This window comes from Nonomuraea sp. NPDC048916 (assembly GCF_040649575.1).
Lineage (GTDB): Bacteria > Actinomycetota > Actinomycetes > Streptosporangiales > Streptosporangiaceae > Nonomuraea.
Genome location: NZ_JBEZFS010000012.1, coordinates 254,961 through 271,681 on the forward strand (window position 1 = coordinate 254,961; position 16,721 = coordinate 271,681).

Annotated in this window: 18 protein-coding genes and 1 pseudogene; 13 read left to right on the plus strand and 6 right to left on the minus strand. The window is 69.7% G+C overall.

Annotated features, from left to right (window positions below):
- Window positions 1-95 precede the first annotated feature (95 nt).
- The 6 genes from AB0C16_RS15150 to AB0C16_RS15175 all read left to right on the plus strand — a co-directional run bounded on the left by AB0C16_RS15150 (window position 96) and on the right by AB0C16_RS15175 (window position 7,254).
- A complete protein-coding gene (locus AB0C16_RS15150) occupies window positions 96-1,700 on the plus strand; it encodes a DHA2 family efflux MFS transporter permease subunit (protein ID WP_357682842.1) in 1,605 nt (534 codons plus the stop codon).
- Between the two features lie 107 nt (window positions 1,701-1,807).
- The gene (locus AB0C16_RS15155; protein ID WP_357682844.1) at window positions 1,808-2,062 is read left to right on the plus strand and encodes a DUF3039 domain-containing protein; all 255 of its coding nucleotides are present in this window, start codon (window positions 1,808-1,810) and stop codon (window positions 2,060-2,062) included.
- A 77-nt stretch (window positions 2,063-2,139) separates the two neighbouring features.
- The gene (locus AB0C16_RS15160; RefSeq protein ID WP_357682845.1) at window positions 2,140-3,051 is read left to right on the plus strand and encodes a zinc metalloprotease; all 912 of its coding nucleotides are present in this window, start codon (window positions 2,140-2,142) and stop codon (window positions 3,049-3,051) included.
- 21 nt (window positions 3,052-3,072) lie between these two features.
- Window positions 3,073-4,461: an MFS transporter gene (locus AB0C16_RS15165; protein ID WP_357682847.1), complete on the plus strand. Its 1,389-nt coding sequence runs from the start codon at window positions 3,073-3,075 to the stop codon at window positions 4,459-4,461.
- Between the two features lie 104 nt (window positions 4,462-4,565).
- A complete protein-coding gene (locus AB0C16_RS15170; RefSeq protein WP_357682849.1) occupies window positions 4,566-5,369 on the plus strand; it encodes a hypothetical protein in 804 nt (267 codons plus the stop codon).
- 133 nt (window positions 5,370-5,502) lie between these two features.
- The gene (locus tag AB0C16_RS15175; RefSeq protein ID WP_357682851.1) at window positions 5,503-7,254 is read left to right on the plus strand and encodes a DEAD/DEAH box helicase; all 1,752 of its coding nucleotides are present in this window, start codon (window positions 5,503-5,505) and stop codon (window positions 7,252-7,254) included.
- Window positions 7,255-7,290: 36 nt separating this feature from the next.
- On the opposite strand, the pseudogene AB0C16_RS15180 reads toward AB0C16_RS15175, so the two are convergent.
- Window positions 7,291-7,392, minus strand: a pseudogene (locus tag AB0C16_RS15180) (arginine deiminase family protein); the annotation flags it as partial.
- 114 nt (window positions 7,393-7,506) lie between these two features.
- Between AB0C16_RS15180 and AB0C16_RS15185 the strand changes: the two are divergent.
- Window positions 7,507-7,881, plus strand: coding sequence for an STAS domain-containing protein (locus AB0C16_RS15185; RefSeq protein WP_357682853.1), 375 nt, complete (start codon window positions 7,507-7,509; stop codon window positions 7,879-7,881).
- Here the strand turns inward: AB0C16_RS15185 and AB0C16_RS15190 are convergent.
- The 3 genes from AB0C16_RS15190 to AB0C16_RS15200 form a co-directional block, all read right to left on the minus strand.
- Window positions 7,878-8,507: a hypothetical protein gene (locus AB0C16_RS15190; RefSeq protein WP_357682855.1), complete on the minus strand. Its 630-nt coding sequence runs from the start codon at window positions 8,505-8,507 to the stop codon at window positions 7,878-7,880. The genes AB0C16_RS15185 and AB0C16_RS15190 overlap by 4 nt on opposite strands.
- Window positions 8,508-8,619: 112 nt before the next feature.
- Complete coding sequence (locus AB0C16_RS15195) at window positions 8,620-9,189, minus strand: isochorismatase family protein (RefSeq protein ID WP_357682857.1); 570 nt, start codon at window positions 9,187-9,189, stop codon at window positions 8,620-8,622.
- A 15-nt stretch (window positions 9,190-9,204) separates the two neighbouring features.
- Window positions 9,205-10,494: a nicotinate phosphoribosyltransferase gene (locus tag AB0C16_RS15200; protein WP_357682859.1), complete on the minus strand. Its 1,290-nt coding sequence runs from the start codon at window positions 10,492-10,494 to the stop codon at window positions 9,205-9,207.
- 31 nt (window positions 10,495-10,525) lie between these two features.
- Here AB0C16_RS15200 and clpS point away from each other — a divergent pair, with 31 nt between their 5' ends.
- The 5 genes from clpS to AB0C16_RS15225 all read left to right on the plus strand — a co-directional run bounded on the left by clpS (window position 10,526) and on the right by AB0C16_RS15225 (window position 13,143).
- Window positions 10,526-10,828: an ATP-dependent Clp protease adapter ClpS gene (gene clpS, locus AB0C16_RS15205; RefSeq protein WP_185089642.1), complete on the plus strand. Its 303-nt coding sequence runs from the start codon at window positions 10,526-10,528 to the stop codon at window positions 10,826-10,828.
- A 10-nt stretch (window positions 10,829-10,838) separates the two neighbouring features.
- Entirely contained in the window at window positions 10,839-11,369 is a 531-nt protein-coding gene (locus AB0C16_RS15210; RefSeq protein ID WP_357682861.1) for a DUF2017 domain-containing protein, read from the plus strand.
- 10 nt (window positions 11,370-11,379) lie between these two features.
- Complete coding sequence (locus AB0C16_RS15215; RefSeq protein ID WP_357682863.1) at window positions 11,380-11,781, plus strand: M67 family metallopeptidase; 402 nt, start codon at window positions 11,380-11,382, stop codon at window positions 11,779-11,781.
- A 140-nt stretch (window positions 11,782-11,921) separates the two neighbouring features.
- On the plus strand, window positions 11,922-12,194 hold the full coding sequence (locus tag AB0C16_RS15220; protein WP_357682865.1) for a MoaD/ThiS family protein: 273 nt from the start codon (window positions 11,922-11,924) through the stop codon (window positions 12,192-12,194).
- 1 nt (window position 12,195) lies between these two features.
- On the plus strand, window positions 12,196-13,143 hold the full coding sequence (locus tag AB0C16_RS15225; protein ID WP_357682867.1) for a cysteine synthase: 948 nt from the start codon (window positions 12,196-12,198) through the stop codon (window positions 13,141-13,143).
- 202 nt (window positions 13,144-13,345) lie between these two features.
- On the opposite strand, the gene AB0C16_RS15230 is transcribed toward AB0C16_RS15225, so the two are convergent.
- On the minus strand, window positions 13,346-15,370 hold the full coding sequence (locus AB0C16_RS15230) for a DUF3352 domain-containing protein (RefSeq protein WP_357683060.1): 2,025 nt from the start codon (window positions 15,368-15,370) through the stop codon (window positions 13,346-13,348).
- 86 nt (window positions 15,371-15,456) lie between these two features.
- On the minus strand, window positions 15,457-15,783 hold the full coding sequence (locus tag AB0C16_RS15235) for a hypothetical protein (protein ID WP_357682869.1): 327 nt from the start codon (window positions 15,781-15,783) through the stop codon (window positions 15,457-15,459).
- Between the two features lie 109 nt (window positions 15,784-15,892).
- On the opposite strand from AB0C16_RS15235, the gene AB0C16_RS15240 reads away from it, so the two are divergent.
- Window positions 15,893-16,684, plus strand: coding sequence for a thioesterase family protein (locus AB0C16_RS15240; RefSeq protein ID WP_357682871.1), 792 nt, complete (start codon window positions 15,893-15,895; stop codon window positions 16,682-16,684).
- Window positions 16,685-16,721: the final 37 nt, after the last annotated feature.

The window sequence follows — 16,721 nt, forward strand, 5'->3', positions numbered from 1 at the left end:
AAAATCCATTTGTCATGTGTCACTGGCTGACATAGATTACCCGAGGCTTAAGAGACGTTTGCCCCTGCTTGGGGTGTGTGTTGAGGGGGATTTTCATGGCTCACGCGACGGTCGACGCGCCGTCGTCGCCGGGCCCCGGCAGAACGGGGACCGGCGGCAACCCATGGCTGGTGCTGCTCGCGGTCAGCCTCGGCGTCATCATGGTGATGCTCGACGGCACCGTGGTAGGCATCGCCAACCCGGTCATCCAGAAGGATCTGGGCGCCTCCCTGTCCGACCTGCAGTGGGTCACCAGCGGCTACCTGCTGGCCCTCGCGGTGTTCCTGATCACGGCGGGCAAGCTGGGTGACCTGTTCGGCCACAAGCGCGTCTTCCTGATCGGCGTGGTCGGCTTCGCTCTCACCTCGGTCGGCATCGGCCTCAGCGCCGAACTCGCCGAGGTCGTTCCCGGCGTCACCCCGGTGGGGGCGCTGATCGGCCTGCGCGTGCTGCAGGGCCTGTTCGGCGCGCTGCTCCAGCCCGCCGCCCTGGCGCTGCTGCGTGGCGCGTTCCCCGGCGAGAGGCTTCACCAGGCCATGGGGGCGTGGGGCGCCATCATCGGCCTGTCCAGCGCCGCCGGTCCGATCATCGGCGGGCTGCTGGTCGAGAAGGTGAGCTGGGAGTCCGTCTTCTTCATCAACGCGCCGGTGGGGATCATCGCCCTGCTGATGGGCCTGTTCCTGATCAAGGAGCACCGGGTGCAGACGATGGCCCGCATCGACTGGGGCGGCGTGGTGCTGCTGTCCGGTGCGATGTTCGCGCTGGTCTGGTCGATCATCAAGGCTCCCGAGTGGGGCTGGGGCGACAGCAGGACGGTCGGCTTCCTCGCCGGTTTCGCGGTGCTCATCGCCGCGTTCATCTTCTGGCAGAGCAAGGCCAAGCAGCCGCTGGTGCCGCTCTCGCTGTTCAGGAACGCCTCGATCTCGATCGGCACCCTGCTGATGATGATGGTCACGTTCGCCATGTTCGGCGCGATGTTCTTCCTCGGCTTCTTCTTCCAGGGCGTCCACGGCCTGAGCCCGCTCGACGCCGGTATGCGCATGCTGCCGATGAGCGCGGGCATGATCGTCGCCTCGCCGCTGGCCGGTATGCTGCTCGGCAGGCTCGGTCCGAAGATCACGATGACCGCGGGCCTGCTGATCACGTCCGTCTCGATGTTCCTCATGTCGCAGCTCACCATCGACGCCTCCTTCCTGGAGACCTCCATCCCGTTCGTGCTGCTGGCGTTCGGCCTGTCGCCGGTCTTCGTCGGCGCCACCGAGATCATCGTGGGCAACGCCCCGCTCGAGCTCAGTGGCGTCGCGGGTGGCCTGCAGCAGTCGGCCATGCAGGTCGGCGGCGCGCTCGGCACCGCGATCCTCGGCGCCGTCATGGCGGGTGAGATCTCCGGCAAGCTGCCCGGCTACCTCGGCCCGGCGGCCCAGGAGATCCCGCCGGCGCAGATGACGCTGCTGGAGAAGGCCGCCGCCTTCGGCGGGCTCCCGGAGGGCACACCCGAGCAGATCAGGCAGTTGGTCGGCCCGGCCGTCAACAGCGCGTTCATGGACGGCATGCACCTGGCCTTCCTGGTCAGCACCGCCGTCGCGCTGCTGACCGCCGGCCTGGCCCTGTTCGTCAGGTCGGGCCGCAAGTCCGAGGGCGCGCCGGCTCACATGGGCTGACCCCGCTCGTCCCGGATACGGCTCCCGCCCTCGTGGCGGGAGCCGTATCCCTTTGGGGACGAACCGCGCCAGCGGGAGCGCTCGCCGGCGGGCATAAAATCGGTGAGGTGAGCACGAAGATCCTTCCAAAGCAGGAAACCACGCCGCAGACGTCACACGGTGACGGCGACCACGAGCGGTTCTCCCACTACGCGGACAAGCACAAGATCACTGAGAGCATGGTGACCGGCACACCCATCCGGGCCCTGTGCGGCAAGATCTGGGTGCCCAGCCGCGATCCGAAGAAATATCCGGTCTGCCCGGAGTGCAAGGAGATCTACGAGGGGCTCCCACCGGGCGGCGGCGACGACGACAAGCAGTGAGTGTTGCTCCCCTGTGATCCTCCCCGGTAGGGCTACGGTCTGTAATCAGACCTGCTCATATCGTTTACGGGGGATGTATGGCCAGGCGCGCGACCGCGGTCTCTTTGGCATGCTTGTTCACCGCCACGCTCACGCCGCCGCTCCGCCTGGACTCCGTGGCGTTGGCCGCGTCCGGTTGCGTGGCTCCGGGCGCGGCCCGGCAACACCCTGACCCGCGCGAGCCCGAGCCGAGGGCGCCCAGGCCCAGCGACGTGGCCGGGGTCCTCAGCGAGATCGACGCGCGGCTCGGCGGCACGGCGCCGCCCGCCTCGGTGACGGTGCCGATCTGGGTGCACATCCTCACCGACGGCATCACCCGGGTCCCCGATCGCAGCGTCAAGGCGCAGCTCACCACGCTCACCTCCGCCTACTCCGGGCGCTTCGGCGGAGCCGACACCGGCATCCGCTTCCGCCTCGCCGGCACCGAAGTCACCGAGAACTCCGCCTGGTTCACCGATCCGATAACCAACGAGTCGCCGATGAAGACAGCGCTGCGCAGGGGTGGACCCGAAACCCTCAACCTCTACATCACCCAGCTCGACAACCGGGTGCTCGGTTTCTCCACCTACCCCTACTGGTACAACAGCGGCCCCACGTCCGATGGCGTGGTCATCGACTGGCGCACGATGCCGGGCGGTCCGCTGACCGACTACAGCCTCGGCTACACCGGCGTCCACGAGATCGGCCACTGGCTGGGCCTCTTCCACACCTTCGAGAACGGCTGCCTCCAGCCGGGCGACGGGGTCGACGACACGGCGCCGGAGGCCAGGCCCACCGAGGGCTGCCCGCAGTTCAAGGACACCTGCGAGCGCGGCGGCACCGACCCGATCCACAACTACATGGACTACGGCTACGACCGGTGCATGCGAGAGTTCACCCGGGAGCAGTCCGCGCGGATGCGCCAGATGTGGGTGGTCTATCGCGACCAGAGGCTGCGCACCGCCGTGTAGAGGCGCGTCTAGGATGTCGGCGTGACAGCAGCGAAGGCAGTCGACACTCCATACAAACCCCCGGGCGTTCTCAGCCCGGCGTACCGTACCGCGACGCTCGGCATCCTGCTCGTCATGACGCTGGTCGCCTTCGAGGGCATGTCCGTCGGCGTCGTCATGCCGGAGATCTCCGAGCAGCTCGACGCGCTCAACCTGTACGGGGTGAGCTTCTCCGCCTTCCTCATCGCCAGCCTGTTCGCGAACGTGGTGTCCGGCCTCTGGGCCGACCGCCGCGGCTACGCCGTGCCGTTCCTGATCGGGATGGCGCTCTTCGTGGCGGGCATGGGGCTGGCGGGCGCGGCGGGGGGCAAGGAGGTGTTCCTGGTCGCGCGGGCCGTACAGGGGCTGGGGGCCGGGTGCACGATCGTGGCGATCTACGTCATGATCGCCCGGGTCTACCCGCCGGACGTGCGGCCCAAGGTCTTCGCGGCGACGTCGGCCGCCTGGGTGGTGCCCGCCATGATCGGCCCGGCCATCGCCGGGGTCGTCGCCGACGAGTGGGGCTGGCGCTGGGTGTTCTTCGGCATCGTCCCGCTGGTGGTGCCCGCCCTGATGATGCTGCTCCCGTCGCTGAGGAGGCGACCGGACGAGGAGGAGTGGACGCTCTCGTCGGGCCCCCGCTCCAGGCCGCTCACGATGACGCTGGCGGCCACCGCGACCGCCGGGGGAGCCGGCGTGCTGTTGTACGGGGTGGACGAGCTGCGCACCTCACCCGTGCCGAGCGTCGTCGCGGTGATCGTGGCGGCGGTCTTCCTCGTGTACGGGCTGATCAAGCTGCTGCCGCCGGGCGCGCTCCGCTTCGGCCATGGCCTGCCCACCACGATCATGCTGCGCGGCCTGTTCTCGGCGGCCTTCTTCGGCGTCAACTCGTTCATCCCGCTGGTCCTGCAGTCGGTCAAGGGGTTCGGCCCCACGGCCGCCGGCATCGCCCTCACCACCGGGGCCCTCGGCTGGTCCACCGGGTCCTACCTGCAGAGCAGGCGCGAGGTCGAGCCGTACAAGCGGATGAGGCTGGGGGCGGCCTGCGTCGTGGCCGGGATCCTGCTGACGATCCTGGCCGTGGTCCCCGGGGTCACCGGGTGGGTCGCGGTGCCCGCGTGGGTCGTGGCCGGCCTGGGAATGGGCCTGGGCATGGCCACGGTCAGCGTCACCGCGCTCAAGCAGTCGCCGGTCAACGAGCAGGGGGCCAACAGCGCGGCCCTGTCGGTGACGGACATGCTCGGGTCCGCGCTGGCGCTGGGGATCGGCGGGGCGCTGATCAACGTGATCGGTCACAGCCCGGAGCAGATCGCTCGCGGCTTCGTCGTCATCGCCTGCCTCATGGCCGTCGTGGCCCTGGCGGCCACCCTCCTCGCGCCCCGCGCCCGCTGAGTCCCGCGCCCGTCGAGTGTGATTCCGCACCTCGCGTCACAACGATCACGGATTCCCTGATCGCCGCCCGAAGGAGTGATAGGACAGCGGGACAGGGAGGTGTCATGGAGGATGATCGCCGTGTCTGGCCCGTAGGTCCCGGCCCCAGGCATCGCCGTCCTCCACCGGAGCCGGAGTGGGACGACGAGGAGCCCGCCCGGCCCGCCCGTTCCCCTGGTGACGACGACGAGGCGTGGAACCCGCGGATCAGCCGGCCGGCCGGTCGCGCGATCGAGCACGGCGGCACGCGACCGTCCTGGGAGTCGCTGCCCCCCTCCGCCCGCTACTACGGCTCACCCGCCGACCCCGGGCTGCCGAGGCGCGTCAGGGGACGCGCATGGCGGCGGCGCACGGCGGCGCTGCTCGCCCTGCTGGCCGCCTCGGCACTGGTCACGGCGCTGGTCATGGCGGTGCTGCGGCTCGCCGAGCCCCGGCCCGAGACCGGGCGCCTGGACGACTCGCTGGCCGGGGTGTCGGTCCCGCTGCCCGCCGGGTGGCGGCAGGGGGCGGTGCCGCCGGTGACAGGGTTCACCTCGGTCGCCAGAGACTCGGCCGGCTCGCTGATCATGGCCAGGCCGGTTCCCGGAACCGTGGACGACGCCCGGCAGGCCGCGGTGGAGGCGGCCGAGCTCTACTCCCGGTTGCTGCTCAAGGGCGACCGGGTCAGCGTCGTGGAGGACAAGGAGCTGGCCCGGGGACACACCCGGGCGCTGCGGGCCGAGTATCAGGACGTGGTCAACAGGCCCGCCTACCTCCGGGTGATCCTGCTCACCCGCGACGAGCGGGGAGTGCTCCTGGTGGGCCTGCTCCAGCCCGAGGAAACCGCACGCAGGCAGGTGCTCGACGGCCTGATGGCGAGCGTGCGATGAGCCATGTACGGCCAATAGCACGCAACGATGACCTTGGCCAGGATTCGCGGTGCACGGCACGTCTTGTCGGTGGCCCCGATTACTCTTGGGTCACTGTGAGAAAGCGAAGCACACCAACCCCAGAGGTGATGCGGTGAGCACCTTCGCCGCATCCCACCTGTCGCCTTCCTATCCCGACCGTGCCGCGTGGGGCACCGCTCCCAAGTTGCGGGCCTGGCAGCAGGAGGCGTTCGACCTCTACTTCACCCGTGAGCCGCGTGACTTCCTCACCGTGGCGACGCCGGGCGCGGGCAAGACCACCTACGCGCTGCGCATCGCGAGCGAGCTGATCGCCAACGGGGTGATCCGGGCGATCACCATCGTCACCCCCACCGAGCATCTCAAGCGCCAGTGGGCCGACGCCGCGGGCAAGGTCGGCATCAGCATCGACCCCGAGTTCAAGAACAGCCAGGGCGCCACCTCCCGCGACTACATCGGGGTCGCGGTGACCTACGCCCAGGTCGCCATGCACCCCGCCCTCCACCGGGCGCGCACCGAGGCGCGCAAGACGCTGGTCATCTTCGACGAGATCCACCACGCGGGCGACGCCAAGTCGTGGGGCGACGGCATCCGCGAGGCGTTCGAGCCCGCCGCCCGCCGGCTCCAGCTCACCGGCACACCGTTTCGGTCCGACGACAACCCGATCCCGTTCGTCGGCTACGAGGAGGACGTCGAGGGCCTCAAGCGCAGCGTCGCCGACTACTCCTACGGCTACGGTCCGGCGCTCGACGACGGCGTGGTCCGGCCGGTCATCTTCCTGGCCTACTCCGGCGAGATGAGGTGGCGCACCCGCGCCGGCGACGAGATCGCCGCCACACTCGGCACCCCGCTCACCAAGGACCAGCTCTCCCAGGCCTGGCGCGCCGCGCTCGACCCCAAGGGCGACTGGATCCGCCAGGTCATGCAGGCCGCCGACCGGCGGCTCACCGAGGTCCGCCGGGGCGTTCCCGACGCGGGCGGCCTGGTCATCGCGACCGACCACGAGACGGCCCGCGCCTACGCCCGCCACCTTCGGTCCATCAGCGGCGAGGGCGCCACCGTGGTCCTGTCCGACGACCCGGGGGCGTCCAAGAAGATCAAGGCCTTCGCGGCGTCCCAGGATCGCTGGCTGGTCGCGGTCCGCATGGTGTCGGAGGGCGTCGACATCCCGCGGCTGTGCGTCGGGGTCTACGCCACCTCCACCTCCACCCCGCTGTTCTTCGCCCAAGCCGTGGGCCGGTTCGTGCGGGCCCGCAAGCGGGGCGAGATGGCCTCGGTCTTCCTGCCCTCGGTGCCGACCCTGATGGGGCTCGCGGGCGAGATGGAGGTCGAGCGCGACCACGTCCTCAACCGCAGGCCGCCCGAGGACGGGCTCGACGACAGCCTGCTGGAGCAGGCCAACCGCAAGCAGGACAACCCTGACGTCCTGGGTGACGAGTTGCCGTTCGAGACCATGGAGACGTCGGCGACGTTCGACCGGGTGCTGTTCGACGGCGGCGAGTTCGGCACCGGCGCCGAGGTGGGCTCGGCCGAGGAGGAAGACTTCATCGGGCTGCCGGGGCTGCTGGAGCCCGACCAGGTGGCCACCCTGCTCCGCAAACGCCAGTCCGACCAGCAGGCGGCCAGGCGCAGGCAGCCGGAGTCCCCGGCCACCGCGACGCTGGCGCCGCACGAGCAGATCGCCGAGCTGCGGCGCGAGCTCAACGGCCTGGTCGGCGCGTGGAACCATCGCACGGGGCAGCCGCACGGGGTCATCCACTCGGAGCTCCGGCGGGCGTGTGGCGGCCCGCCGATCGCCCAGGCCACGGCCGAGCAGATCCAGGAACGGATCGGCAAGATCCGCCAGTGGGCCACCCAGCGGCGCTGACAGCCTTCGCCATCCGGGCACGGGCGGGACGGCGGGTCAGATGCCGTCCCGCTCGATCGGGCAGGTCATGCAGTGGGCGCCGCCGCGACCCTTGCCGAGCTCGAAGCCCTCGATCTCGATCACCTCGACGCCGCGTTCGTGTGCCCCCTGTGGCCATACGCGTTCGGTCACACACCCGTGACCTTCTGATTAGGACGGGGCAGAACCGGTAACAACCACTTTGGCTACTGGTGAGCGGGAAGGGCGTTGCCTATGTCGTTTGGGGCCACGGGCAAATCGACGTTAGTCGTCACATCCGGTCTCGTCCCCAACGCATCGATCCTCCGCCTCGAAGGCGAGCTCGACGTGTACGTGCTGCCGCTGCTGCGCGAGCATCTGAAGCGGATCTGGGAGCTCCCCGCGACCCCGTTCATGATCGTGGACCTGGGCGAGGTCGGCTTCTGCGACTCCATGGGGGTCAACACGCTGGTCGAGGTGATGCAGCAGTGCGAGGCCAGAGGCACCCGGCTGCTCCTGGGCGGGGTCCGGGGGGTCATGGCGCGGGTGCTGTCGATCACTGGCCTGCGCAACGCGTTCGAGGTGTACGACGACGTCGACGACGCGCTGAGATGCGCGATGACGCCCTAGGGACGCGCCGCGCCGTCATGACCCGGGCCCGGCATCGCGCCGGGACGCGCCAGGAGCGCCTCGTGGCGCGCCGCGACGTCCCGGCCCTCGCTCGGGATGCGGCGCCCGGTGCGGCCGTCGACCGGCACGTAGTGGCTCCCGCCGTCGAGCGGCACCACCAGCGACGCGGCGCCGTGCTCGACGCGCACCGGCAGGGTCCGGGGCGCGCCCGCCGGCCGGGCCTCCCCGTGCCCGACGTACGGCTCTCCGCGGTGCTCGCCCTCCGGCGGACCCTCGCGCACCCAGACGCGCAGCCTCCTGCCGTCGTGACGCACGACGACCCTGGCCGTCGCGCATTCGCCGGGGGCCGCGGGCCACGACAGGGCCAGGCCGTCGTGCCGGCCGTCCAGCCGAGCCGACTCGGGCACCGGCCGGCGCTCCGCGCACACCGCCTGGTCGGGTACGGAGGGCATGTCGTGGGCCACGACCTCCAGCGGCGAGTGGGCTTCCGTCGTGATCGTCGCCACCTCCAGCGCCGCCACCGTCAGGAGGGCGCCGAGCCGGGCCGGATTACGGCCGCGGACGAGAACCCAGAGGCTGAGCGGGCCGAGCACCAGCCAGGCCAGGCCGAGGGAGAAGGCGGGCATGACACCTCACACGAGGACGAGGACAGATGAGTCTCCGTCCTACTCCGGCGGCGTGGCGGCCCGGTGACGCCTTGACCATCATGTGGATGTGCGCATGCCATGCGTATACGCGTCAGCCGACGACGGGCGCCCCGTGCAGGGTGACACCGGCGTTGTCGAGCTCGGCCACGGTGGCGTCCGTGGTCGAGCGGGCCACCCCGGCCGTGAGGTCGAGCAGCACGCGTACGGCCAGCGCGTTCTTGACGGCGTCGAGCGCCGTGGCCCTGACGCAGTGGTCGGTGGCGATGCCGACCACGTCGACCTCGTGCACCTTGCGTTCGTACAGCCAGCTGCCCAGGCTCACCCCGTCACCGGAGGAGCCCTCGAACCCGCTGTAGGCCGCCTCGTGGGCGCCCTTGCTGAACACCTCCTCCACCGCGCCGAGGTCGAGCGCCGGGTGGAAGTCGGCGCCCGGCGTGCCCACGACGCAGTGCGGGGGCCAGCTGGACACGTAGTCGGGCCGGTCGGAGAAGTGGTGGCCCGGGTCGATGTGGTAGTCGCGGGTCGCCACCACGTGGTCGTAGCCGTGTGCCGCCACGTGCCGCGTGATCGCCGCCGCCACCTCCGATCCGCCCGCCACGGCGAGGCTGCCGCCCTCGCAGAAGTCGTTCTGAACGTCGACGATGATCAGCGCGGTGCCCATACGAAGCACGATACGTCAGGCGAACTCCGTGGGGATCGCCGCGTACCCTCGTGCGAGGTGCAACGCGTCCGCGGGGAGCAGCGCGACCGCCTCGACGTGCCGTTCGCGGGCTGCGGAGAGCGGCTCCGCGCCGACGGCCCGGCCGTCGCGCACCAGCTCGCGCAGCAGCGGGATGCCGTCCTCCGGCACCAGGCCCGACGTGGTGACCAGCTCCGTCTCCGCCCGGCCGGTCTCGTCGAGCAGCCGGTACGCCTCCTTGCGGCCGCCGCGCGACGGCTTGCCGACCGAGCGTTTGGCGACGGGCTCCATCCGGCCCCCGGCGGTCTCGCGGGCCACCATCTTGTAGACCAGCGCGGCCGTGGGCACGCCCGATCCGGTCACCAGTGAGGTGCCCACGCCGTAGCCGTCGACCGGGGCGGCGGCCAGGGCGGCGATGGCGTACTCGTCGAGGTCGGAGGTGACCAGGATGCGGGTGTTGAAGGCGCCGAGCGCGTCGAGCTGCTCGCGCACCTCCTGCGCCGCCGCTCCCAGGTCGCCCGAGTCGATGCGGACCGCGCCCAGCTTCGAGCCGACCAGTTCGACCGCGGTGCGGACCGCCTCTGCCACCTCGTAGGTGTCGACCAGCAGCGTGGTGCCGGGGCCGAGCGAGGCGACCTGGGCCTCGAACGCGGCCTTCTCCGAATCGTGCAGCAGCGTGAACGCGTGCGCCGCCGTACCGGCTGTGGGAATGCCGTATACGTGCCCGGCCATCAGGTTGGAGGTCGAGGCGAAGCCGGCGAGGTAGGCGGCGCGGGCGGCGGCGACGGCGGACCGCTCGTGGGTGCGGCGCGAGCCCATCTCGATGAGCGGGCGCCCGCCCGCTGAGTTGCGCATCCGGGAGGCGGCCGAGGCGATCGCGCAGTCGTGGTTGAGGATCGACAGGATCAAGGTCTCCAGCAGCACGGCTTCGGCGAACGTGCCCTCCACCACCATGATCGGGGAGGCGGGGAAGTAGAGATCGCCCTCGGCGTAACCCCAGATGTCGCCGGAGAAGCGGTAGTCGGCGAGATACGCCAGGGTGGATTCGTCGACCACCTGGTTGTCCCGCAGAAAAGTAAGCTCTTCGTCACCGAATCGGAATCGATCCAGCTCGTCGAGCACTCGTCCGGTTCCGGCGACGACGCCGTACCGCCTGCCACCGGGGAGATGCCGGGCGAAAACCTCGAAGACCGCGCGCCTGGAGGCGGCTCCACTTCGGAGGGCGGCCTGCAACATTGTCAGCTCATAGTGATCTGTGAGCAACGCAGTGCTCATGGTCATCGTCACGACTCGAAGACTACGGCTGAGGTAGGGCAGGATGGGGGATGTGGGTAGCACCGCTCCAATCGCCGTCGAGCGTCCGTCAACGGACGTCCGGCCCGATCTGCCATGGGTGACGATCGTCTGGAATGACCCGGTCAACCTCATGTCCTACGTGACCTATGTCTTCCAGACCGTCTTCGGCTACACCCGCGAAAAGGCCGAGAAGCTGATGATGGACGTCCACCACAAGGGCAAGGCCGTGGTGTCCAGCGGCACGCGCGAAGAGATGGAACGCGATGTGCAGATTCTTCACTCCTACGGCCTGTGGGCGACGCTCCAGCCGGATTCGGTCAAGTAAGGCGGCACGGGTGAGTTCGGGATTCTCTTCGGGCCGTGGCGGGGTCGTCGTCGCCGACTTCGAGTCGGCGGAGGTCTCGATCCTGCGTTCGCTCGTCGCGCAGGTGCTCGGCCTCGTGGCGCCGGGCGAGACCGGCGACGACCCGCTCGAACGCGCCCTCGGCATCGGTGCCGTCGGCGGCAAGGCGCCGGACGATCCGGTGCTCGCGCGGCTGTTCCCCTCGGCCTACCAGGACCCCGACGAGTCGGCGGAGTTCCGCCGCTACACCGAGGCGACGCTGCGCGACGGCAAGCGGGCCGACGCCCAGACCATGCTCGACACCGCCAGGCCGGGGCGCAGCGAGCTCACGCCCGAGCAGGCGCAGGCGTGGTTGCGCTCCCTCAACGACGTGCGGCTGGCGCTCGGCACCAAGCTGGAGGTGACCGAGGAGATCCACGACGAGATCGCGATGATGTCCGAGGACGACCCCCGCTACCCGGCCTATGTGACCTACGACTGGCTGACCTACCTCCAGGACACCCTGGTCCGAGCCCTCTGGTAGCTTCCGGGGCATGCTGACGATCCCGCAGGAACTCGTGGACAAGATCGTTGCCCATGCGCGGGCCGACCACCCCGATGAGGCGTGTGGCGTGATCGCCGGACGAGACGGTGTCCCGGAGCGGTTCATCCCGATGGAGAACGCCGAGCGGTCGCCCACCTTCTACCGCTTCGACTCGATGGAGCAGTTCCGCGTCTGGCGCGAGATGGACGAGCGCGACGAGGAGCCCGTGGTGATCTACCACTCCCACACGGCCACCGAGGCCTACCCGTCGCGCACCGACGTGGCCTACGCCTCCGAGCCGTACGCCCACTACGTGCTCGTCTCGACCAGAGACGAGGACAAGGTGGAGTTCCGCTCCTACCGGATCGTGGACGGCGAGATCACCGAAGAAGAGGTAAGGTTTGTCCCATGATGGTCCGGCCTGTGCAGAGTTATCGTTTTGCGCACACTCCGGCTGTCGTCCTCTACGACTGTCGTTGAGCTGGAATTTCGCATCCAGCCATCGGGTTGCTGCCGATGGGACGACGACGTGATCCAAGGAGACTGACGGCGATGGCCATCGAGGTCCGCATTCCGACCATCCTGCGTAACTACACCGACGGCGCCAAGGCCGTCGACGCCGAGGGCGCCACCCTCGACGAGCTCATCAGCAACCTGGAGTCCCGCCACCCGGGTCTCAAGGAGCGTCTCGTCGAGCAGGGCGCCCTGCGCCGCTTCGTCAACGTCTACGTCAACGACGAGGACGTCCGGTTTCTCGGCGGGCTCGGCACACCCGTGTCCGATGGCGACACGGTGACCGTTCTTCCGGCCGTCGCCGGCGGGTGACATGCGTTTCGACTCACTGATCGACTCGGTCGGCCGCACGCCGCTCGTCGGTCTTCCCCGGCTCTCGCCTTCCGCGGACGTGCGGGTCTGGGCCAAGCTCGAGGACCGCAACCCGACCGGGTCGATCAAGGATCGACCCGCGCTGTGGATGATCGAGGCGGCCGAGAAAGACGGGGTGCTCACCCCCGGCTGCACGATCCTCGAACCGACCAGCGGCAACACCGGCATCTCGCTGGCCATGTCGGCCACGCTCAAGGGCTACAAGCTGATCTGCGTGATGCCCGAGAACACCTCCGAGGAGCGGCGTCAGCTGCTGCGCATGTGGGGCGCGGAGATCATCTCCTCGCCCGCCGCCGGCGGCTCCAACGAGGCCGTCCGGGTGGCCAAGGAACTGGCCGCGAAGAACCCGTCCTGGGTGATGCTCTACCAGTACGGCAACCCGGCCAACTGGCGTTCCCACTACGAGACGACCGGTCCGGAGATCCTCGAGGACCTGCCGGGCGTGACCCACTTCGTGGCCGGTCTCGGCACGACCGGCACGCTCATGGGCGTCGGGCGGTTCCTGCGCGAGCGGGTGCCCGACGTGCGGATCGTGGCCGCCGAGCCGCGTTACGGGGAGCTGGTCTACGGCCTGCGCAACGTCGACGAGGGCTTCATCCCCGAGCTCTACGACGAGTCCGTGCTGACCACGCGCTTCTCGGTCGGCTCCGCCGACGCGCTGCGCCGCACCCGCGAGCTGCTGTCGGCCGAGGGCATCTTCGCGGGCGTCTCCACCGGGGCCGCGCTGCACGCCGCCCTGGGCGAGGCCCGCAAGGCCGTCAAGGCGGGGGAGCGGGCCGACATCGTCTTCGTGGTGGCCGACGGCGGGTGGAAATACCTGTCCACCGGGGCCTACGAGGGCACTTTGGACGAGGCCGAGGAGAGGCTCGAAGGCCAGCTCTGGGCGTAGTCGCCTCACGACGGCGGCAAGTCGCCCGACGGCGGCAAGGCGTCACGACGATGGCGGAGTGGCTACAACGACGCGAGTGGCTACAACGACGCGAGTCGCTACAACGACGCGAGTCGCTACAACGACGAAACGGGCGGCCGGTGACAGACCGGCCGCCCGTTCGCGTGTCGCGCATCAAACTTCGCGCATCAGCTGACGCGCATCAGTTGAACAGCACCCGGAGGGAGAACGTGCCCTCGGTGGCGGTCTGCTTGCCGCTGAGACCGATGGCCCGCAGGACCTGGGCGTTGGCCTTCTCGTCGCCCTTCATGCTCTCCAGGTAGTACTTCTCCACCTTGTCCAGGTCGACGAACAGGGCGAAGGTCGCCGAGTCGGCGTCGGGGACGGCCGTGGTGAAGGTCTTGCTCTCGCCCAGCGTGCCCTCGGCGGACAACTGCTTGGCGTACTCCTCGGACGTGGCCAGGGTGAACGTCTCGTCACCCGCGACCTTGGCGACCTGCGGCACAGGCTGGCCGCTGGACGTGATCGCCTGCTGGACCTTGTCGAACACGGCCTGGGCCTTGGCCGGGTCGGTGACGATGCGGACGCCGCCCTTGATCTGGTCGCTGTCCAGGCCCTCGCTGTCGACCGCGACCGTCAGGTTCTTGCCCAGGAAGGTGGCCAGGTCGTCGGGCAGCTGCAGGCCGTACGTCTGCTTGGCCTGGTCCACGAACTGCTTGAACTGCTCGCCGCCGGGGGCGGCGGCGGCCGACTGCTCGATCTCCGCCCACTTCTTGGTGATGACCTGGTCGAGGCCCGAGATGGACAGCGCGCCCGCGGTGCTGGCCGGCAGCGTGCCCAGGTCGGCGGCCCGCAGGTCGCCGTCGGTGAACCCCTCCATGCCGCGGACCACGCCGGCCAGCTCGACGTAGGCGCTGTCGAAGCGGAGCGCGCCCGCGAACCGGGCGTTCTTGACCTGCTCCAGCGCCTTGGTCTGCTCGGCCGACATGTCGGCCTCGGCCAGCCCGGCGAGCTTGCCCAGGTGACCCCAGAAGGACAGGACACCCTGCTCGCCGAGCGCGTCCAGGTCGTCGCTGAAGTCGGCGTTGTCGGCGAGGCTGCCCTCGGCGGCGGCGTACTTGTCGGCCTCCGCCTGCGTGGCGGCGAGCAGCGCGTAGTCGTCGCGGAAGGCGATCCCGACCTTCTCCTCGCCCATCAGCTTGGCGATGCCCGCCTTGGCCTGCGCCTCGTCCTTGACCTGGACGGCGACCGCGACGCCCGGCTCCTTGGCGCCCGCCGCCGGAGGCAGCACGGCCATGCCGATCCTGCTGCCCAGCCAGGGGTCGACGTCCTTGGCGAAGTCGATGTCGGCGACGCTCTTGTCGCTCTTCTTGATCGCGTCGAACAGCGCCTGGCGCGGGTCCTCGCCGGAGAACGAGTCCTTGGTGACGGTGAACTTCTTGGCCAGCTGGAACAGCGCCACCTTCTGGTTGGCGGCCGGGTCCAGGTCGAGCCGGATGTAGGCCACGGCGGCGGCCGGCAGCACCTCGTGCGGCTGCGTGCCGCCGCCGCCGATCGCGCCCACGGCCCACACGGCGCCGCCGCCGAGCAGCACCACGGCCAGCGCGGACGCGATGGCGACGATCCAGCCCTTGCGGCCCTTCTTCGCCGGCTCGGCGGGGCCGAAGCCCTCCGGGCCCTGCTGCTGCCAACCGGCCTGCGCGTACTGGTCCTGCTGGCCGTACTGCTGCTGGCCGTACTGCGGCTGCTGTGCGTACGGGTCCTGCTGGGTGGGGGGCTGCTGACCATAGGACTGCTGACCATGAGGCTGCTGGCCGCCATAAGCCTGCTGGCCATAAGACTGGCCATAGGGCTGCTGGTCGTAACCCTGCTGGCCATAAGCCTGCTGGCCGAAAGACTGCTGCTCGGTCGGCTGCTGGCCGTACGGGTGCTGGCCGTAGCCGGCCTGCTGCTGGTAGGCGGCCTGTCCATGGTCCGGCTGCCCGTAGTCCGGCTGGCCGTAGGACGCCTGCTGCCCGTACGGAGCCTGCTGTCCCGAGGACGCCTGCTGTCCATACTGCGGCTGCTGGCCATAGGGCTGCTGGCCCTGGTAGGGCTGCTGCGGCGGGTACGGCTGGCCCGGCGAAAGCGGCGTCGTCGGCGGGTTCGCCGGCTGCTGCTCCTGGTTCCAACGGTATGCCGTGGTCCGGTCAGGATCCTGGCCACTAGGGGGATTATTCGCAGACATCACTCAACTCACAATGTGGACTTATGACCACAGTGAAGGTAGCTGATGTTGCTAGACAGGCGCTTGCAATGTGCTGAAGTCTGGATTCATGCCCTTGTGAGCTCTTTTCGGCCCGCGCTGAGGCGGACCTCGCCCTCGCCGTAGTCGTCCACGGCCGACCAGGGCACGAACGTGCATCCCGCGTAGACCATGCGCGCCACCAGCCGCGACAGCCAGCCGCGGCGTCCGGGACGCTCGCGGGTCAGGCCGAGCATGATCGGCCCCCGGTTGGCCGAGACCACGAGGCCGTAGACGGTCTGGCTGCGCTGCAACTCGCCCCGGTGGCGGATCACGCGGATGTCGACGACGTGACCGACCCATATTCCGTCCACGTCCCACACCGACTGCCCGATGAGTTCGGAGACACTTGCCATGCTCGAACTGTCCCATCCGGAGCACGTTTTCCCTGGTAGGCGCGCTGATGGATGGATGCCGTAGAGTATGGGGCTACTAGAATAAAGTTCGGATTCAAAGGCAGGGCGGATGACCAAGTTCGACGAGGCCACGCAGGCGATCCGGGTCGACGAGACCACCTACGACGTCTGCCTTGATCCTGGGTACGCGATCGGCGGCCCGCTCAACGGCGGATACCTGATGGCCGTCATCCTGCGCGCGGTGGCCGACTCCTCGCCGTTCGAGCACCCCGTCAGCACCACCTCGCAGTTTCACCGGGCGCCCACCGCCGGCCCCGCGCGGGTCGTGGTCGAGCAGCTCAAGGCGGGCAGGACCGTGGCCTTCACCAGGGCGACGCTCGTCCAGGACGGCGTGGCGCAGATCGAGAGCCTGGTCACCACGGCCACGCTCGGCGACGCCCAGCCCGCGTACGCCGAAGAAATGGGATATGTCATGCCGCCCCCCGAGGAGTGCGTGAAGCTGCCCGACCCCAAGCCCGAGTCCAACATGACGCTCAACGCCCGCATGGAGATGCGCTTCGACCCGCCCACGATCGGCTGGCTGAACGGCGAGCCGACGGGCCGGCCCGAGTCCCGGGCCTACTTCAGGATGTCCGAGCCCCAGGACCCCGACCCCTACGTGCTGGCCCTCGCCGTCGACGCGCTGCCGCCCGTGGTGTTCTCGGCGGGCGCGCGGGGCTGGGCGCCGACCGTCGACCTGACCTGGCACCTGCGGGCGCTGCCGGCCCCGGGCTGGCTCACGCTGATCGGCAGCGGGCGCCTCATCTCCGACGGCTGGTTCGACGAGGACGTCGAGGTCTGGGACTCCGCAGGGCGGCTCGTCGCGCAGTCACGCCAGCTGGCCCGCGTGGGACGCGGGTGACACGAACGAGCACTGTGAGCATTCTTACGCAGTGAGA